Annotated in this window: 15 protein-coding genes; 13 read left to right on the top strand and 2 right to left on the bottom strand. The window is 29.9% G+C overall.

The window, feature by feature from the left end; all coding sequences use genetic code 11:
- Positions 1–67 precede the first annotated feature (67 nt).
- The 7 genes from tpx to gltS all read left to right on the top strand — a co-directional run bounded on the left by tpx (position 68) and on the right by gltS (position 6526).
- Complete coding sequence (gene tpx / locus O3802_RS03040; RefSeq protein WP_371458249.1) at positions 68–574, top strand: thiol peroxidase; 507 nt, start codon at positions 68–70, stop codon at positions 572–574.
- Between the two features lie 3 nt (positions 575–577).
- The gene (locus O3802_RS03035; protein WP_371458248.1) at positions 578–1198 is read left to right on the top strand and encodes an MptD family putative ECF transporter S component; all 621 of its coding nucleotides are present in this window, start codon (positions 578–580) and stop codon (positions 1196–1198) included.
- Between the two features lies 1 nt (position 1199).
- On the top strand, positions 1200–1889 hold the full coding sequence (locus O3802_RS03030; RefSeq protein WP_371458247.1) for an energy-coupling factor transporter transmembrane component T: 690 nt from the start codon (positions 1200–1202) through the stop codon (positions 1887–1889).
- Positions 1890–1893: 4 nt separating this feature from the next.
- On the top strand, positions 1894–3324 hold the full coding sequence (locus O3802_RS03025; RefSeq protein WP_371458246.1) for an ABC transporter ATP-binding protein: 1431 nt from the start codon (positions 1894–1896) through the stop codon (positions 3322–3324).
- Positions 3325–3548: 224 nt separating this feature from the next.
- A complete protein-coding gene (gene whiA, locus O3802_RS03020; RefSeq protein WP_276766556.1) occupies positions 3549–4499 on the top strand; it encodes a DNA-binding protein WhiA in 951 nt (316 codons plus the stop codon).
- A 12-nt stretch (positions 4500–4511) separates the two neighbouring features.
- Positions 4512–5123 (top strand): NUDIX domain-containing protein, encoded by a 612-nt coding sequence (locus O3802_RS03015; RefSeq protein WP_371458245.1) that lies wholly within the window; start codon positions 4512–4514, stop codon positions 5121–5123.
- A 197-nt stretch (positions 5124–5320) separates the two neighbouring features.
- Entirely contained in the window at positions 5321–6526 is a 1206-nt protein-coding gene (gltS, locus tag O3802_RS03010) for a sodium/glutamate symporter (protein WP_371458244.1), read from the top strand.
- 54 nt (positions 6527–6580) lie between these two features.
- On the opposite strand, the gene serS is transcribed toward gltS, so the two are convergent.
- Complete coding sequence (serS, locus tag O3802_RS03005; protein ID WP_371458243.1) at positions 6581–7861, bottom strand: serine--tRNA ligase; 1281 nt, start codon at positions 7859–7861, stop codon at positions 6581–6583.
- A gap of 305 nt (positions 7862–8166) precedes the next feature.
- Positions 8167–10851: a pneumococcal-type histidine triad protein gene (locus O3802_RS03000; protein WP_371458242.1), complete on the bottom strand. Its 2685-nt coding sequence runs from the start codon at positions 10849–10851 to the stop codon at positions 8167–8169.
- 316 nt (positions 10852–11167) lie between these two features.
- Here O3802_RS03000 and O3802_RS02995 point away from each other — a divergent pair, with 316 nt between their 5' ends.
- The 6 genes from O3802_RS02995 to pepF all read left to right on the top strand — a co-directional run bounded on the left by O3802_RS02995 (position 11168) and on the right by pepF (position 20265).
- The gene (locus tag O3802_RS02995; RefSeq protein WP_371458241.1) at positions 11168–14278 is read left to right on the top strand and encodes a mucin-binding protein; all 3111 of its coding nucleotides are present in this window, start codon (positions 11168–11170) and stop codon (positions 14276–14278) included.
- Positions 14279–14547: 269 nt separating this feature from the next.
- Entirely contained in the window at positions 14548–15387 is an 840-nt protein-coding gene (locus O3802_RS02990) for a sulfurtransferase (protein ID WP_371458240.1), read from the top strand.
- A gap of 33 nt (positions 15388–15420) precedes the next feature.
- Positions 15421–16791: a sodium:solute symporter gene (locus O3802_RS02985; RefSeq protein WP_371458239.1), complete on the top strand. Its 1371-nt coding sequence runs from the start codon at positions 15421–15423 to the stop codon at positions 16789–16791.
- A gap of 2 nt (positions 16792–16793) precedes the next feature.
- On the top strand, positions 16794–17699 hold the full coding sequence (locus tag O3802_RS02980) for a calcineurin phosphoesterase (protein ID WP_371458238.1): 906 nt from the start codon (positions 16794–16796) through the stop codon (positions 17697–17699).
- A gap of 72 nt (positions 17700–17771) precedes the next feature.
- Positions 17772–18323, top strand: coding sequence for a GNAT family N-acetyltransferase (locus O3802_RS02975; RefSeq protein ID WP_371458237.1), 552 nt, complete (start codon positions 17772–17774; stop codon positions 18321–18323).
- Between the two features lie 133 nt (positions 18324–18456).
- Complete coding sequence (pepF, locus tag O3802_RS02970) at positions 18457–20265, top strand: oligoendopeptidase F (RefSeq protein ID WP_371458236.1); 1809 nt, start codon at positions 18457–18459, stop codon at positions 20263–20265.
- Positions 20266–20291: the final 26 nt, after the last annotated feature.

Genomic DNA, 20291 nt, shown 5'->3' with positions numbered 1-20291 from the left:
TATGTTATCATTAAGATATGTATTTTTGGAAAAAGATTTTTTAGTAAATTTATAGAGGTAATGATAAATGAAAAAGAAAATTAGTTTTAAAGGCACAGCGGTAACAATTGCAGATAAATTAAATATAGGGGACATTTTTCCGAATTTTTCTGCTGTAAAGAAAGATTTATCAGATTTTAAACTAGATGAATATGAGGGGAATATTGTGGTAATAAATACATTTCCATCAATTGATACAGGAATATGTGCTTTACAAACGATAAGATTTAATAAAGAAGTAAGTAACTTTCAGGGTGTTGTTGCCGTAACAGTATCAAAAGATTTACCATTTGCTTTGGGACGTTTTTGTGCTGCTAAAGGAATAGAAAATGCAATAACAGTATCGGACTATAAATATAGAGATATTGAAAACTATAGTGGACTTTTAATTGAAGAGCTTGGACTACTTACTCGTGCAGTTTTTATTGTTGATAAAGAGGGAATTATACGATATAAAGAAGTTTTAGAAGAAGTAGGGAATGAACCTAATTATGAAGCAGCATTATCAGAAATAAAAAAATTACAAGAGAGGTAGTAAATGACAGAGTTAAAATATATAAATAGGGAACAGAGCAAAAATCTTCAAATAAAAGATTTAATAACATTAGGACTATATACTATTCTATTAGTTCTTCTAATGGGTGTAGGAGTAGGCTTAGGGACATTATTTACTTCGATTATTTTTGGGGGAAAGGTTTATTTTGCGACGTATACATCAGTTGCCGTAGCATTAGTTTGTGGAAGTGCATATAGTTTAATTTTTAATAAAATAAATAAAAATATGGCTATATTTATTATGATAGTTATAATTGCGTTATTTATGGGAATATCAGGACATTCAATAGTCGGTTCAATAACATTGGTTATAGCGGCTATGCTAGCGGAATTTTTCTATAGAAAAGGAAATGAGTATCTTTCGTACTTATGCTTTAATCTAGGAAATATCGGTATTATTTTACCAATGTTTTTCATGAAAGAAAGTTACATAAGGCACCTTCAAGGAAGACATTATTCACAGGAAAAAATAGATTTGGTAATGGGAAGTACTGATATTAAGATATTTGTATTTATTGTTATCTTTACCGTGTTATCGTCATTTGTTGGAATATACTTAGGGCGCAAATTATATTTTAAAAACTTTAATAAAGCAGGATTATAAAATGATAAAATTAGACATAAGAGTTAAAATATTAATACTGATTATAGCTAATATTCTTATGTTCAAAATGATGAGTTTAAATTTACATTTAATCGTCGCAATAGTATTTACACTATATCTAGGGATAACTTCTAATGCTAGAAGAATGATAAATTTCTTTTTAATATATATGTTTTTTACTATTTATGAAATGTATTTCTCTCACACGATTACAGTTAAAGTAATTGATAGTTTTTTACTACTGACAACATTAATGTATAAAACATTATATTTTCCACTTTGTGCAGGAGTTGGGTTGGTTAGCAGTTCAAAAGTATCAGAACTAATTTGTTTTTTAAGAAAATTGAGACTACCTAAGAAGGTGATTGTTGTCTTAGCTGTCTTATATAGATTTTTCCCCGTTTTAATGACGGATTATAAACTTATTAGGAATTCATTGCGAATGAAAGGAATTGGAGTAAGTAGAGGGTACTACTTGCTCCATCCATTTAAATTTTTTGAGTATGTTTTTGTGCCGTACGTTATTACTAGTACAAATATAGCAAATGAACTTTCGGTATCGTGCTTATGTCGAGGTTTGGATAATGAAGAAATACCAACTTCGTACATAAAGTTAAAATTTAGAACACAAGATTATATTTTAATGGTATTAGCAATTATAGGATTTAGTTATATTATGTTTATGAGGTGATAAATTGATTACATTTAAAAATTTTAATTATAAATATATCGAATCAGAACAATTAAATATAGAAAATTTATCACTTCATATAAAAAAAGGGGAGTGTATTCTTTTTACAGGACCTAGTGGATGTGGTAAGACAACAATACTAAGAGTATTAAATGGTCTTGCGCCAGAATTTTTTGATGGAGGATATAACGGAGAGTTAAAAGTTGCTCATTTGAAAATAGGTGATAAGTTAAAAGAATTTTCTAAAATAGTAGGAAGTGTCTTTCAAAATCCGAAAAATCAATTTTTTAATTTAGATTCAACAAGTGAATTAGCCTTTAGTATGGAAAACTATGGTTATCCAAGAGAGGATATTACTAAAAGAATTAAAGAGGTAAGTGTTGAGTTTTCTGCAGAACATTTACTAGAACGTGATATTTTGGAGCTTAGTGGTGGAGAAAAACAAAAGCTTGCCTTTATGGCTAGCATAATGTTAGATGCAGATATCTATGTACTTGATGAAATAACTAGTAACCTAGATTTAAAAGCAATAAAACTTATATCCGAAATTATAGAAAGTCTAAAAAAACAAGGTAAAACTATTGTTGTGGCAGAACATAGAATTTATTACCTTAGAGATTTGATTGATCGTATGTACATAATTAAAGATGGTCAACTAATTCACGAAGTGAGTAAAGAACAGTTAGCTGATTTTGATGGTAGAGCTTGTAGGACTAGACAAATAGACTTAAAAAAAGTTGAATTAGGAGAAAAAACAACTAGAGCACATAAAGATAATTACCTTCAAATAAAGAATTTGGAATATGAAGTAAATAATAGAACTGTAAAAATAGAAAATCATACTTTTTCAACTTCAAAAATATATGCGGTAATAGGTGATAACGGTTGTGGAAAAACTACCTTTGCCAATGCTTTAACAGGATTGTCTAAGATTAAACAAGATATAACTTTAAATGGGAAAAACTTATCTAAAAAAGATTTGTTAAAAAATACGTTCCAAGTTATGCAAGATGTTAACTATCAATTATTCACTAATTCAGTTGAAAAGGAAATTCGACTAGGAAGTAAAAATCTAGAGTTATTTGATACAGTTGTAGATAAATTAAATATTAGAAAATTTCTAAATAGGCATCCTAATACACTTAGTGGTGGAGAAAAACAACGTGTAGCTATAGCTTCTGCATTACTTTCTAACAAAAAAATATTAATCTTTGATGAACCTACAAGTGGCTTGGACTATATTAATATGATAGAACTAAGTAAATTGATTGAAGAGATAGCTAAAGATGATGTTATAATTTTTGTAATTACCCATGATTATGAATTTTTATGCACTATAGCTGATGAAGTACTACAATTTGGTGCAGAAGGTATTAAAGAACGCATTGAAGTAGATGGTGATACAAAAGAAAAAATATTAGATATAATGAGCTGATGTTATTTTAATATCAGTTCATTAGTGTTATAGACAGATTTAATTGATAATTTGTTAATGGAGAATTAATTTTTCTCTTATTAGAAATATAGAAGTTAGATAAATTACACAAGATAGTTTGTTATTATGAAATATGAAAATAACTTCATCAAATAATTTGTCTAATGGCTGTTAACATGATAAAATAAATAAGTTGTATAAATATTGAAGATAGGAGGGAATATATGTCTTACGCCTCGGATATGAAAAAAGAATTAACTATGATAGAAATAACAAGAGATAGAGAATTTTTATCAGAGTTATCAGCACTTATAAAGATGAATGGGATGTTAAACATAGCGAATGGTAGATTAAGTCTTAGTTTTCAAACAGAAAATGCTTCAATAGCGCGTCGTATGTATTCATTAATAAAATTTTTCTACAATGTGCACATAAATATTTCAGTTAGAAAAAAATTGAAGTTAAAAAAAAATAACGTTTATATTTGTCGTTTGGATCAAAATGTAAAAGAAATATTAACGGAATTATATATTTTGGATGATAATTATACTATGAGAATTGATATAGCGGACGAATTAATAAATAGTGAGGAAAAGAAAAGAGCATATTTGCGTGGGGCATTTTTAGCTGGTGGCTCGGTAAATAATCCTCGTACGTCCAGCTATCATATGGAAATATTCTCTCACTACAAAGAACATAATAAAGAATTAAATGATTTACTTAACTCATTTAATTTGAATTCTAGAACTCTTGAAAGAAAAAAAGGTTTTATAGTATATATAAAAGAATCGGAAAAGATAGCTGAATTTATTAATCTTGTTGGAGCATATCAAGCCTTATTCCAATTTGAAGATGAGAGAATAGTCCGCGATATAAACAACTCTGTTAACAGAATGCAAAATTGTGATATGGCCAATATGAACAAAACAGTTAATGCATCAGCAAAACAGGTTGAGGATATTAATGTTATAGAAGAACGCTTAGGATTAGATAATATTGATGACAAACTTCGAATAGTAGCTGAAGCTAGGTTGAAATATCCAGAATATCCTCTAAAAGAAATTGCTGAAATGATAGAAGATGGGAAATTATCTAAGTCTGGGCTTAATCATAGGTTTAGAAAAATAGCTAAAATAGCAAAAGAATTAAGAGATGGTACATACCAAGCGAAATAAAGGAGAAAGAACATGAGCAAATGGGATGAACAAATTTTAGTAGTAAATAGAAAAGATTTATTTAACGATGAAGAGAATCATTTTTACGGTTTTTTACCAAAAGAAGATGAAAAGGTAAAAAAAATAGTTGATACGTTTGTATCGTATGAAGTAAAACGTCGTGGAGATATGGAAGAAGATCCAAGCTATAAACAATTAATAGGATATGCGTTATTAAAAGACTCTAAAACAAAAGAAGTTTTAGTTTATAGACGACTAACAGGCGGAGGAGAAGCTCGACTTCATGGTAAAGCCTCAGTAGGTATAGGCGGACATATGAATGAAGAAGTAGGGAAAACTATTTACGAAATGTTAAAAGTTAATGCAGCTCGTGAGCTTAATGAAGAAGTAGGAGTATCAGAGGAGTATGCGTTAGAAAATCTTCATTTTATTGGTTTAATTAATGATGATAAAACAGAAGTAGGTCAAGTTCATATAGGAGTAGTTTATGAATGTGAAGTTGATAAAGATAAAGTAGAAGTAAAAGAAGATGATACATTAGTTATAAAATGGGAAACAAGAGAAGAAGCGCAAAGAGAAGATAATTATGAAAGTTGGTCAGAATTTTTAAAACCAGTTATGTAATTCTTGGTAAATCTATAACTTGTTAAATTTTCTAACGTAATATTGTAAGATTAGAAAGAATATTGTAATATATAAATATGAAAAAATAGAACCTCGATTTGAGAAGAACTTATTATAAGCTCTATAATAATCAAATCGAAGTTTTATTTTATTAAAGGAAAGATTGTGAGAAAATTTAACAAAGAAAGGATGATTACATGTTTAATATTAAAATGGACATGATACAAACAGTAGGTCTCGCTGTTGTTATTTTAATAATTGGTAGATTTTTAAGAACGAGAGTAAAAATATTTGAGACTTATTGTATCCCATCACCTGTAATTGGAGGATTTTTATTCGCAATACTTAATTTAGTACTAAGACAAACTAATTTAGTTATATTTGAGTTTGATAATACACTACAAAGTTTCTTTATGACGTTGTTTTTTACAAGTATAGGTTTTAATGCGAGTTGGAGATTACTAAAGGTTGGTGGAAGAAAAGTAGTTTTATTCTTATTATCTGCAATTATGTTAGTAGTACTACAAAATATAGTAGCGGTTAGTATAGGGTATGCTACTGGAATTAATCCACTTATAGCATTACTTACGGGATCAACCGCTATGACAGGAGGACATGGAACAGCAGCAGCTATGGCACCTATTGTAGAAGAGATGGGGTATTCAGGAGCAAAAAGTGTGGCAATAGCAGCGGCAACTTTTGGACTTATAGCTGGATCAAGTTTAGGAGGACCACTCGCAAATAGATTGATAAGAAGGAAGAATCTAGAAGTCAAAGCTGAAGAAATAGAAGAAAGACATAAAAATGATGAATTTCTATTTAATAATAGTATTAAAAAATTAGATGGGGAAAATTTTGCAAAGGCATTTTTTATAATTTTATTAGCGATGTTTATAGGAAGTTACCTATCTATTTATATAAATCAGTTCCTAAAGTTTCCAAGTTATATAGGACCAATGCTTATAGCGGCTGTATTTAGAAATATTTCGGATGCAACTACTAGATTTGATCTTCATTACGAAGAAATTCACGTCCTTGAAAGTGTCTCTTTAAACTTATTTTTAGGGATGGCAATGATAAGCTTACGACTTTGGGAATTAGGAAGCCTTGCAGGTCAATTAACGCTGTTATTATTGGCTCAGGCGGTACTTGCTTGTGTATTTATTTATTTCATAACGTTTAAAGTAATGGGAAGTAATTATGACTCGGCTGTGCTTTCAGCAGGCCATGTAGGATTTGGACTGGGTGCAACACCGAATGGTATAGCAAATATGCAAAGTGTAACAGATAAATATAAATATTCTCATATTGCATTTTTCGTTATGCCAATAGTAGGTGCATTGTTTATTGATTTCTTTAATGTAGCCATAATTAGTGGATTTTTATCATTTTTAGCAAGATAATAAAAAATAAGAGTTTGATGTTAACATCAAACTCTTATTTTTATATTTATTTAATTAATCTCTTTCAATTTTTTCAAGACCGCGCATATATGGGCGAAGCACTTCTGGTATAGTGATAGAACCGTCTTCATTTTGGTAGTTTTCTATTATAGCTGCTAAACAACGCCCAACAGCAAGACCAGAACCGTTTAGAGTGTGAATAAATTCAACTTTTCCTGTATCTTCACGTTTGAAACGCATATTAGCACGACGAGCTTGGAAGTCAGTACAGTTAGAACAAGAACTAATTTCTTTATATGCATCGTAACTTGGTAACCAAACTTCAATATCATAAGTTTTTGCACTTGAGAATCCAGTATCACCTGAACATAAAGTTATAACACGGTATGGTAGGTTTAATTTTTTCAGAATGTTTTCAGCGTGTTCTGTCATAATTTCTAGTTGTTCATATGAGTTTTCTGGTTTAGCAAAACGAACCATTTCTACTTTGTTAAATTGGTGAAGACGAATCAAGCCACGAGTATCACGTCCTGCACTTCCTGCCTCAGATCTAAAGCAGATACTAAATGCAGTTACTCCTTTTGGAAGCATGTCTTCACTTAAAATTTCGTTGTTGTAGTAGTTTGTTAATGGTACTTCAGCAGTAGGAATAAGTGTTAATCCTTCTGATTCTACAGTATAAACATCCTCTACAAACTTAGGAAATTGACCTGTTCCAAATAGTGCTGTTTTATTAACAAGTTGAGGAACCATGTATTCTTCATAACCATGCTCAATAACGTGAGTATCTATCATAAAGTTAATTAAAGCACGTTCTAATAAAGCTCCAGCTTTTTTATAGAATACAAATCTACTTCCTGATATTTTAGCAGCGCGTTCAAAATCTGCAATATCTAATTCTTCTACTAAATCCCAGTGAGCTTTTGGTTCAAAATCAAACTCACGAACTTTTCCTATACGACGAACTTCAATGTTTTCATCTTCTGTTTCTCCAAAAGGAGTTTCATCAGATATTAAGTTAGGAATACGAATGATTTTTTCGTTAATTTCTTCAGAAATTTGTTTTACTTCGATATCACGTGTTGTTATTTCATCAGATACTTTTTTCATATCATTAATAACATCAGTAGCATCTTCACGCTTGCGCTTTAATACTGCAATTTCTTCACTGCGTTTGTTACGAAGAGCTTTTAAATCTTCTACTTCAACAAGAAGGTTACGACGCTTTTTATCAAGATCTATTAGTAGATCAACAACATCAGTATCAAGATTTCTTGCTGCCAATTTTTCTTTTACCATTCCAGGATTTGCTCTAAATAATTTAATATCTAACATATATATTTCTCCTTTATTTATAATATTATAGAAAGAGTGGCTAAAATAAAAGTCCCTTACGTTTAACTTAAACGTAAGGGACGACTAAATTATCGTGGTTCCACCCAAATTCAATCCATAGGATTCTTTAAAAATAATTTGATATAAGTTATAGTAGAATTTTAAAATGAATTTTAAGTATTTTCACCAACCACACCTTCTCTAAAAAATTCTTAGATTAAAACATATCTATAATCAAATTTTATATTTATTTAAATCAATTGTACTTTATCTTTAAGTATTTTGTCAAGCTGTTTAACTAAATATTACTTACTTTTTTTCAAAAATTCTTGTGCCTGTTTGATTTGAAGAGCTGTAAGATTTTTCTTGTCAACATAATGCTTATGGTCTCCGTGCTTTACGATAAAACCATCTGTAGTTTCTTCTAGTACATCATTAGTATTAAAACTAAAGTCATGCTCATCATCTCTATGGTCATCCGTTAAACTTTCTTCTGAATTGGCTTCTTTTTCTTCAATTTTTTTATCTGATGACATAATATTATTTTTTTCTACATTAGTGTTATTTGTTGCCTTTTCAGTAGTGTTACTATTATTTTTTATAACACTATTTTCTGAATTTTTATTTTTAATTTTTGTTGTTAGTTCTTTTGAGTTGTTAATTTTTGAAAATTCTAAAGTAGGTAAGAAATCCTCTAATTCTTTTATAAAGCTTTTTGCAGAATCTAGAATGGACATTTCATCATCGTTATTATATTTTCTACTTAATTTTGCATAGTTTTCTCCGTATTTAACTTCTTGAACATTATTGTGTTGAAGTTGATAATAAAGTTTGTTTTTAGCATTTATAAGTCTTGCAATGAGTTCATTGGTACGAGATTCAATGATTTTTGCTTCACTTAGGTAAGAATATTCTATTAAATATGCAAGTTCTTCTCTAAGTTCATTATCAATTTTATTGCTATTTATATTTTCTAAGAAGTACTTAGTATAACTTAAGATTGTAGGGCCAGTTTGCAGGTCAAATTTTTCTAATTCATTTAGCATATGTTCTATCTTTGTGAATGCATCAGTATTGTGTTCTGATGATGCTACATTCAATTCTTCAATTAAACTTTCTTTGTCATATCCTAAGTGTTCAATATTTGCATTTTTCACCCGATTAAGTAACGTATTATATTGTTTAATAAATTTCTCATCTTTTTTATCAGTAGTAGAAGTATTTATATGAATATATTTTTTATCAAAACTATCTAACATAGCTAAGTAGCCAATAGTCGAGTTAGTAGGAAGTTCTTCAATGCTATCTTTTAATTGATTTAAGGCACGATTAATACGGTTAGCATGCTTTCTATCTTTATTAAGTTGATTATTATCAGCGATTAAAGAATTAATTCTATTAATAACTGTATTCTTATCAAATTCACCTTTAATATATGCTCCTATAATATTAGGGATTTTATTTTTTAAATAAGCTTCAGCACCACCAGATTTTATTTTTACATAGTGATTATGAGAACCATGGGGAATAACGAATTTATCTCCGTCTATTTGAATTTTATCAGGGGCAATACCAGTACGCTCTGATAACGCTAGTAACTCTTGTTCAAAATCTAATTCTTTATCTCCTGTTACTTCTGGAATTCTGAATTTACTTCTTGGAATTAAATAAGGATGTATATGAGTCGGATCATATTCTTGGGTTGGTTCGTTAAAAATAAAGAAGTCTTTTGTAACTTTTATTGCTTTTTTTGGAACACCATAGACATCAGCAATATACTCAATTTGTTTTTCTATTTCATCATTTAAAAGATTAGAATCATCACCAATATGAATTTCATCTAAAAAGACAGTATGAGTATGATCTCCATGTGGATAAGTAAGGGCTATCCCTTTGGTAGTTTCAATGACTTTAATTTTAGATTTATCAATATTTAATATTTTTGATAGATAGTCTATTTTATCTTGAATCTCTTTAGTTATTTTAGTTTTTGACTCAGAAGATGGAGTATTATTGTTGTCAGGTTTATTGCTTTTTTCCTTAGGAATATAATGATAGTGATCATTATGGCGTACAGTATACCCATTTTCATCTTCTGCAACTATGTCTTCGGGATTAAAATTATAGTTATCATGATTATTATAGTTAAAATTTGGTACTGTGTTATGATTATTAAAAATATTCTTATTTATCAAATATTCCCATTTAGTACCGCGTAAACTATCGAATGGAATAATATGATTATGGCTACCATGTTTAACGATAAAACCAAAACTATTGCGCCCTATAATATCACCTTCCCCTTTAAAAATATAACCATCACTAGTGGCGTGAGTTATACCGGCTGTACTACTAGGTGCTTCATTATTTACACCAGCTTGTTTTATAGCGTTTAATTGATTAGTGCTTAAATCAGATTTTTTAATAAAGTGATAATGATCTCCGTGGCGGACTACATAGCCATCAGCAGTTTCTTTAACAATATCTTTTGGATTGAATTGATAATTATCTTCGTGAGTTGAAGTTTTTTCATGGTGATGGCTATGTGAAGAAGCTGAAATAGTTTTAGCAGTTTCTTCGTCCACGATATTACTTTGCTTAACACCTTCTTTAGGGTAGTAATAATATTTTCCGTTGACTTTTATAATATAACCTTGAGCTACTTCGTATTGGATATCTTCGTCTTTTAATTTATAATTTTTATCATTATAAACAAGTTTGTCTAAAAATTTAGCGTTATACGGAACAAGACCTTTTTCATAATGGCTATGATCACCATGTAGAGTTACATAACCATCTTCTGTAATTTCTGTAACAACAATATCACTTACCTTATCTGCATAAGCGATGCGTTTAGATTGTTTACTTTGAACAAGGCTAGAGGAAGTAGAATCAGTATTTTTTCCAAATTCATAACCAGCGTAGCCAATTCCAGCAAGTGCAAGAATACTGCAGGGAATTATAAGTGCAGTTTTTCTATTTTTATTCATATAAAAAGTTCTCCTTAATTTCTATTTTTCAAAATGATTACGATTTATTCTAACATAATATTAGTGGTTTGTAAATAGAAATAATTACGATTTATAAAATAATATTTATTTACTCTTAATACATACATGTTATCAAAATATTAAAGAATATTTTATTTTTTACTATTATATATATAGTTAATACGATTTTTAATACTAAAAAAATATTAAATATTTTTTATTAATTTATATAGAAAAACTTGACAATATATATATATATATATATATAATGGTTATGATAAGCTTCGCGCGCTTTACTTAAAAAGGAGGTTATTTTATGAATTTTAAAAAATATTATAAATTTTCTATGAGAAAGAAAAATAAAAATTTTCTTTCGGTTGCAGTTGCTAGTTTTGTAGTTTTAGGAACTACGATGGGTGGTCAAGTTGGATATGCTAATAATCAAGAAAAAAATAATGCAGAGAATACAGTCACAAAAGAAGACAACGCTGTAACATCTAAATTAGAGGCATTAGCTGAGTCAAAAGAAAATAATTCTACACAAGAAATTCCAAAAGAATTATTAAAATCTGGCAAGAATGTAGCTTTAAATCAAGCTCCAAGTCAGATTTCTAATTTTACTGCTACAATAAAAACTCGCGATGGTAAAGTTCTAACTGCAGATAGTATAGAACAACTTGTAGGTCAAAATGCTAAACTAGAAGAAGTACGTATGCGTTTTACAATTACTCAAGATGGTACATTGGCTAATGGAACGAAACTTCGTATTCCTGTTGAACTTGCAAATGTTATTTACGAGCATGGTACTCATGTGGCTAATTTAAGTTCTGGCACAATAGAGCCAGTGCAAGGTGTTGGGGATATTAGCTTTGATACTACTAGAGATAATTTTGCATATATATTAACATTAAATCAAGAATTTGTTGACAGTGTGCCAAATGGAACACAAAAAACTGTAGAAATTGTTCAACGTGCAGCTGATTATGGTTTTTTTGCTCCAAAATCAAGTTATTCAGATATGGTTTTAACAATTAATGGTTCAAAGTTTACATTTAAACCAGAAAGAAGACAATTTGATAAAGAAGTTGGAGATTTTCATGTTTATAATTCAGCTATCAGTCCGAGTGCGAATACTATAAATATTACTACAGCTACATCAGATTTTAATTATTATAATAATATGCTTGAAAGTGATGGCCAAAATCCAGGAGAAACTGGCATTCCAGATGGTGATATTATTACAATTCACAGTGTAAAAGCTAATCCAGGATCAAAGATAGTTGATGTTCTTATTCCAAATAACAAACGATTCACAACATCACTTGCTATTAGTGAAGATGGTAGATATTTGGTAAAAGGGGATACTAATAATGCTAATGTAATTAAAAGTGATGATAATCATAAGAGTATAACATTACCTGAAACAGCAACTAAAGATGATATTTTTAGAGCATTAAAACAAGCTGGAAAGAATTCATCAGTCATAATTAAAAAAGCTGAAGATGAGTATATAGTGGCTATTAATTTAGGAAAAATAAAAGGTCCAGAAGCCACTACTTATCATGATTTCTGGGAAACGGATGACTATGCTACTAAAGGCGATGAATATCAAGAAATTAATAGAACCGAAGAAGTAAATAAAAGAGTAGATAAAACTCTAAAAAATATGAATGTTATTCAGTCAACAGGTTTATCAGCGAAAATTGTATTTGCTGACTCTTCTATTAATAATAGTATTTCTATAGATTCTCATAGTTATAGTTATGCTGTTAATGATCAAGGAATAGGTACTGAAATTTCAAATCAAGCTCTTAATGCCCAAACTACGCCATCAAATGCTAGAGCCACAGGACAACAAAAGATTACAATTCATCATTTAGACACTGAAGGTAATGAGCTTGCTACTCAAGATTATGGATATGGTTATCCAGCAGGGTCACCAATAGCGCCAGCATCTCCAAATTTTAGTGCTGTAGTTAAGTCAATACCTGGTTACAAATTATTAACAACAGCACCAACTAAACCAATTACTACGGTAAATGGAACGCAATTAACAACAGCAAAATCAATTCCTTATGCAAATGATGATCAAGTATTTTACTATGTTTATAGTGCTAATACACAAAAAGTTACTTATACAGTAGTTGATGAAACTGATTCAAAAACTTTAGAAGATAGAAAACCATTAGTATCGGGAGAATCTAATAGCAAATTACCAAATGATACTCAAGCAAAATATCAAGATATTATTGATGGTTATATGGATAAATATGAGTTAGTTGGTAGCGATGTACTTCCAGCTAAGTTTGATAGTAACGATAATGTTGATCAAAATGTTGTGATTCGTCTTCGCCATAAACAAGAGTCAGTTGTTGAAAATAAAACTGTGACTCAAACTATTCAATACGTTTACGCAGATGGTAGTGAAGCAGCTCCAACTAAAGTAGCGAAACTTGATTTCACAAGAAGTAATAGTAAAGATTTAGTTACTGGTCAGATAGTAGCTAATGGGAACTGGGCGCCTGCTACAAATAGTTTTTCAGAAGTAGTATCACCAAATATTGCTGGATTCACACCAGATAGGGCTAAAATTGATGCTGTAGCTAATGTAACTGCTGATAGTAATGATATCAATGAGAAAGTTACATATACTGCTAAACCAAAACAAAAAGTTCTTTACACAGTTATAGATGATACAGAACAAAAAACATTACGTGATAAAGAAAAATTGGTAGAAGGTGATTCGGATACTGATTTACCAGTATCAGCAACAGCAGATTACAATAATGTTGTCGAATTTTATAAAGCAAAAGGATATGAATTAGTATCACAAGAAGCATTACCTAATAAGTTTGATACAGATGATTCAGTAGATCAAGTTGTTACTATCCATTTAAAACATGGAACTGAAAGCAAAGAAGAAACTAAGAAAGTAAGCTTAACAGTTAATTATCACGGAGCTGGTGATAAAACACCGCCAAGCCATGTGGAAGAAGCAACATGGACTCGTACAGTAATTACAGATAAAGTAACAGGATTAGTTACAGATAATGGTACTTGGGTAGCAAATAAAGAAAAATACGCAGAAGTTACATCACCTACAATTGAAGGATATACAGTAGATATTTCGATTGTAGCAGCAGAAACAGTAACTCAAGAAAATATCGTTAAAGATGTTAATTATTCTGCTAAACCAGTGGAGCCAAATAAACCTGGAAAAGATCCAAACAAACCGGAAAACCCACAAAAACCTGGAGAAGATCCAAATAAACTGGAAAACTTACAAAAACCTCAACCAGCTCCATCTGAACCAAAATATAAATTGCCAAATACGGGTGTTGCAAGTTCTAACTTAGTAACAACTATAGCAGCATTAGGTATTTTAAGTGGAGTAGTATTGTTGAGGAGAAAAAAGAATTTTAAATAATACTTGTAGTTAAGTTCATTTATATTTTAGAAAATATAAATATAGTTAAAGTATGATTTTGTAAAATACGATGTGTTCAAAAAGAATACATCGTATTTTTTATAGATAGTAATAATAAATATTATCTATTTTCAAATTGCCTATACAAAAATAAAAAAATTACTTAATAAAAAAAATCTTTAATTAATGCTATTTAATAATAAAAAATATGTTTTTTTCTATCTTCTATGGTATAATAATTCATATATTTAAAGAAAGTGAGATTTGCTATGACAAATTTTGATTTTAAAAAATTAGTTGATGCTGATTATTTATTAAAAACTCGTGGTAATGATAATGTTGTCGTGATTGATGCACGTGGTAGTATGCTAAAAGAAGGTGCTTTAATGTATGATAAAGCTACTGTAGTCGATTGGACGGATATAAGCCTGTTAGGTGAGTTTGGAGGAGAAGACCTTGGAAAGCTTCTATCAAAAGATAATTATCAAGAAATTTTTAATATTCTAGGTATAAAAGAAAATACAGAAGTACTTGTTTATGGTTTTACAATGCCAAATCAAGGGTTTGGAGATGAGGCTCGTGTTGTTTATACTTTTAATTATGCAGGTTTTGATAATATAAAAATTATTGATGGTGGTTTTGATAAAGTAGAACAACTAGGATTTAATAAAAACTATAATCCAGAAACTGATAGAATAAACGTATCAAATATAGTTCGTGAAGAGGCTCAAGATAATGAAAAAGCAATATTTACTGATGAGTTATTATCTTTCGTGAATAGTACAGATGTTCAAATTATTGATACTAGATTAGAAGCAGAGTACAACGGGCGAGTTATCTATGGTGAAAATAAAGCAGGACACATCCCAGGTTCTATTTCTGTTCCGTTTAATTCATTAGTAGACGAAGATGGATTTATAAAATCAAGAGAAGCGTTAGAAGAATATTTTGTAAGCAAAGGGCTTGATAAAAATAAACTTCAAATTACGTACTGCACTACAGGAGTACGTGCTTCTTATGTTGCAGTGATTTTAGAAGAGCTAGGTTATAAAGTAAGAAACTATGAACCTTCATTTGCAAGATATGCTAATGTTGGAGAAGTTGAGTAAGATAGAGAAAATTTAAAGGAGATATATTAGAAAATGACAGGTATGACAGGATATTTGTTTTGGGGATTCTTAATAGTTTATGGATTTATTATGTTCCTATTATCCCCAAAGAAAGTTACAGAAGCAGGATTTTTTAGAGGAGATAGTAATAAAGGTGAACGACCAACTGAAATGATGCTTATGTTAAGTATTTTCATAAGTTGGATTTTTGCGAAATCAGTTACTAATGCTGCAAACTTAGGTGCTCAGTATGGTTTTGTTGGCGGTTTGGCATATGCTACATATTGGCTATGTATTCCAATAGCAGGTTTTGCAATTTATCGTTTAAGAAGAAAGTATCAAGCCACAGGATTAGTTAGTTTTTTAAACTCTAATTACGGAAAAGCAGCTTCGGTTGCATTTTCAGCAGCAATTCTTATTCGTTTATTTAATGAAGTTTGGAGTAATACTTCTGTTGTTGGTGGATACTATGGAAAATCAGGAAGTCGTGAGTTTATTATTTCGGCTATTCTATTTACAGTAATTACATTAGGGTATACAGTATTAGGTGGACTTCGTAGTTCGATTGTTACAGATGTAATTCAAGCGATTATTTTTGTATTTTTTGTTGGGTGGGTAATAACTTTAATTTTACCACAACATAATATTAGTGAATTTGTTACGTCTGGTTCTTGGACAATGCAAGCAGGGGTTGATATGTTACTTGTAACAATTCTTCAATTGTTTAGTTATCCATTCCATGATCCGGTACTTACAGATAGAGGATTTATAGCAGAAGAAAAAACAATGCTACGTGCTTTCATTGTATCAGGAATCTTAGGATTTATTTCTATCTTAATATTCAGTTTTATAGGTATTCATGCAAAACTTATCGGTATGGAAGTTAGTAGTAACGTTCCAGCTGCTTTAGGTAAAACATTAGGAGTTGCTGGATATTTTGCGATGATTGTTGTTATGATTTCTGCGGCAGGGTCTACTCTTGACTCTACATTTGCAAGTCTTGGGAAATTAACAGGTAAAGATTTACCAGAAATGGCAGGTAAACCATTAAAAAATCCAAAACTAGTAGCAATTATCTTTATGGTAGCATTTGCGTTTATAGGTAATCTTCCAATGATTATAGGAACTGATATTCTTAAAGCAACTACTATTAGTGGTACAATGGTTATAGGGTTAGCGCCTATATTTCTACTTCATGGTTTTGTTAAACCAACAAAAATAGGATTCCATCTAAGTTTTTGGATTGGAATTATTCTTGGAGTATTATTAACAGTTAAGATGATACCAGCATCTTGGGCAATAGGTAGTGGTAAGAGTGCCTTACTTCTAGGGGTAAACTTCTATGGATTAATTTTATGCACTCTAGGATATGTCATACCAGGACTATTTGCTAAAAGGAAATAGTTATGACTAAAGGAAGAAACTGCTCTCTTGATTATATGTTAAACAAGGATTGGGCGAAGAATACTTTAAGAATAGATAAAGATGTACTTTATGTAGTAGGTGGATTATACGGTAATAATTTTGCATTAGAGTTGATTAATAGCAATGCTGAAAAAGAAAATGCTCAAATCATTTTTAATGGAGATATGCATTGGTTTGATATAAATAAAGATGATTTTTTGACTGTAGAAAATAATTCTATTAAAGGGATTAAGCTATTAGGAAATGTTGAATATGAACTAATAAATTCAAAAGATAATCTTGGCTGTGGATGCAATTATCCCGAAGATGTAAGTGAGGAAATTGTTGAAAGGTCCAATGCTATTCATCAAATGATGAAAGATAACCTAGGAAATGATGATATTTTAGAAGAAATACAACTTCGTGGTAAGACGCTGTCTGTTGAGTTTTTAAACAAAAAAATTGCCATTACCCATGGTGATGAGAAAAGTATGTCGGGCTGGCAGTGTTCACATAGTTCTTTGCAGAAAAAAGAGCGCCAAGATGAATTGAATACTTGGTTAGATGATAATAAAGTAGATATACTCGCAACAACGCATACTTGCTTGCCAGCATTATACAATAATGATAAACATATTGTTGTGAATAACGGAGCGGCAGGTATGGCTAATGTAAAAGATTCTACTTATGGATTAATAACAAGGATTGCCAAAACACCATCAGAAGATGCGATTGTTTCAGAAAAAATAGATAATATTTATGTAGAGTTGGTGAAAATAGACTTTTCTATTGAGAAATTTTTAGAATGGTTTGAGAGTGTTTGGGATGATAGTTCACCAGCTAGCATTTCGTATAAAAAACGTATTATACATGGTACATCACTTGAAATTAGTAATATAAAAGTATAAGATAAAGGTATGTTTAATGAATAATAAAAGATATGTTCTTAAACATATCTTTTTCTATTTATGGAGGTAGTAATGTTAAGAAAAGCAACAAGGGATGATAAAAGAGTTTTAGATGGATTAGGGGAGTTTGTTGAATCGCTAGAGCTTGATATATTAAAAGAAGTATCACAAGAGAAATTTTATGAAATTTTAACATATATTTTCGAATCAACAGAAGATAGATTTAGTTATAAATACTGTACGGTATATGAAGAAAACGGTGAAATTTTAGGTTTTTCTTTTGGATATAATTATGAAAAATTAGAGGAAATGCGTAGTTTTTGGTTTGATAAAGTAGTTACCATGTTTGAACTTAAAAATGATACTGTAATCTTTGATTACGATGAAATGTTGCCTGGGGAACACTATCTAGATACACTTTATGTTTTTGCTGAAAATCGAGGACAAGGAATAGGTAATAAATTATTGTCTAAATTTACGATAGAAAAGCATCCTTTAAAAAGTTTAAATGTTGCTCAGAGTAATCATGGAGCGAGAAGACTCTACGAAAGTTATGGTTTTAAAAAAGAATGTGAAATATTTATTGGGCATGAAAATTATGACCATTTGGTTATAAGAAAATAAAGTATTTTATTTAATATAAAGGGCCAGCAAATATCTTAAAATTTTATGTTTAGCATAATTAAGCTATGTTATAATAGAAAAGAAGTGAAATACATTTTTAAAATTTTAAAGTTATAGGAAAAAGGAGATTAATATGGCAGAATTACTAAGAAAAGATCAAAAAGTAGAAAATACTTGGGATTTAGAATCTATATATGCAACTAAAGAAGATTTTTGGAGAGAATTTAAAGAAGTAGAAGAGTTCCTTCCAGAAATTAAAAGTTATCAAGGAAAAGTTAAAGAAGGTGCTAGAGCATTACTAGATGTGTTAAAAACATCAGAAAAATGGGAACAAAAATTAGAACAGTTATTTATCTATGCTCATTGTAAAAATGATCAAGATAGTACGGACGCTGAGTTTAAAGAATTATATTCTAAAACTTATGGATTATATTCTAATTATGTTGCAGAATGGTCATTTTTCACACCAGAATTATTAGCTGTTGATGAAAGCCTAATTAACGGTTATTTAAAAGAATTAGAAGAACTTAGAGAATATAGGTTTTTCCTAGAAAAAATCAATAAAAAACGTCCGCATACATTACATCCAGAACAAGAAAGAATAATTGCGATGGCAGGTGAAGCACTACATGCTAGTGATGAAACTTTTGGAGCGTTAAATAATACAGATGTAGTGTTTGAAGATGTAGAAGATAAAGATGGAAATAAACATACATTAACACACGGAACATATGGAACATATATGGAAAATCCAGATAGGGTGCTTAGAAAAAATACATTTTTCTCTTTATATAGCTATTTTGAAAGACATATCAATACATTAGCGTCTACATTAGCAGGAAATCTAAAAGCTAAAAAATTCTATGCTGACACTCATAAGTATCCCTCAACAAGAAATCATGCTTTATCATCAAATTTAATCCCTGAGGAAGTATATGATAATCTAGTAGAAACAGTTAATAAAAAAATACCAGTTCTTCATAAATATTATAAACTTCATAAAAAAATAAAAGGTCTTGATGAGTTAAGACTTTATGATAGAGCTGTATCTGTTGTTGAAGGGGAACCGATTAAGTTTACATTTGAAGAAGCTCGAGACATAGTTTTAGAAGCTGTTAAACCTATGGGTGAAGATTATGTCAATAGTATGAGAAAAGCATTTACAGAACGTTGGATTGATATTTATCCAAATAAAGGAAAACGTTCTGGTGCATACTCAACAGGTGCATATACAACTAAGCCATTTATTTTATTGAATTTTGATGGTACATTAAATGATGTTTATACGTTAATTCACGAACTTGGACACTCAATGCATTCTTATTATACACGCAAAAATCAACCTGCAGTTTATGGAAGTTATTCTATCTTTGTTGCAGAAGTTGCATCTACATGTAATGAAGCATTATTAACAGAGTATCTTTATAACAAATTTGAAAAAGAAGGTAATAAAGAGGGAATGTTAAGAGTTCTTAATGAAGCACTACATGGTTTTGTGGGAACAGTATATCGTCAAACACAATTTGCTGAGTTTGAGCACTTAATGAATCAGCATGTCCAAAACGGTGGAGCAATTACCGCAGAATTTTTAAATACAGAATATTTTAATTTAGTAAAAAAATATTATGGTGACGCTTTTGAATATGATGAAGAAATTAAGTATGAATGGGCAAGAGTTCCTCATTTCTACTATAATTACTATGTATACCAATATGCAACAGGATATTCGGCAGCACAAGCATTATCACGTTTGATTTTAGCGGATAGCAAAAACGCAAAAATCTATATTGATGAGTTTTTATCAAAAGGAAACTCAGACTATCCGATTAATGTTTTAAGAAATGCAGGAGTAGATATGTCCAAACCAGAGGCAATTGAGCTTGCACTAAATGATTTTGAAGTGAAAATCGAAAAATTTGAAAAGTTATATTTTTCTAAGTAATTAGAACATAATTAAAAAAAGAAGCG

The sequence above is a fragment of the Gemella sp. 27098_8_92 genome, assembly GCF_041433685.1.
Taxonomy (GTDB): Bacteria; Bacillota; Bacilli; order Staphylococcales; family Gemellaceae; genus Gemella.
This window is presented reverse-complemented; position numbering and strand designations above follow the sequence as displayed.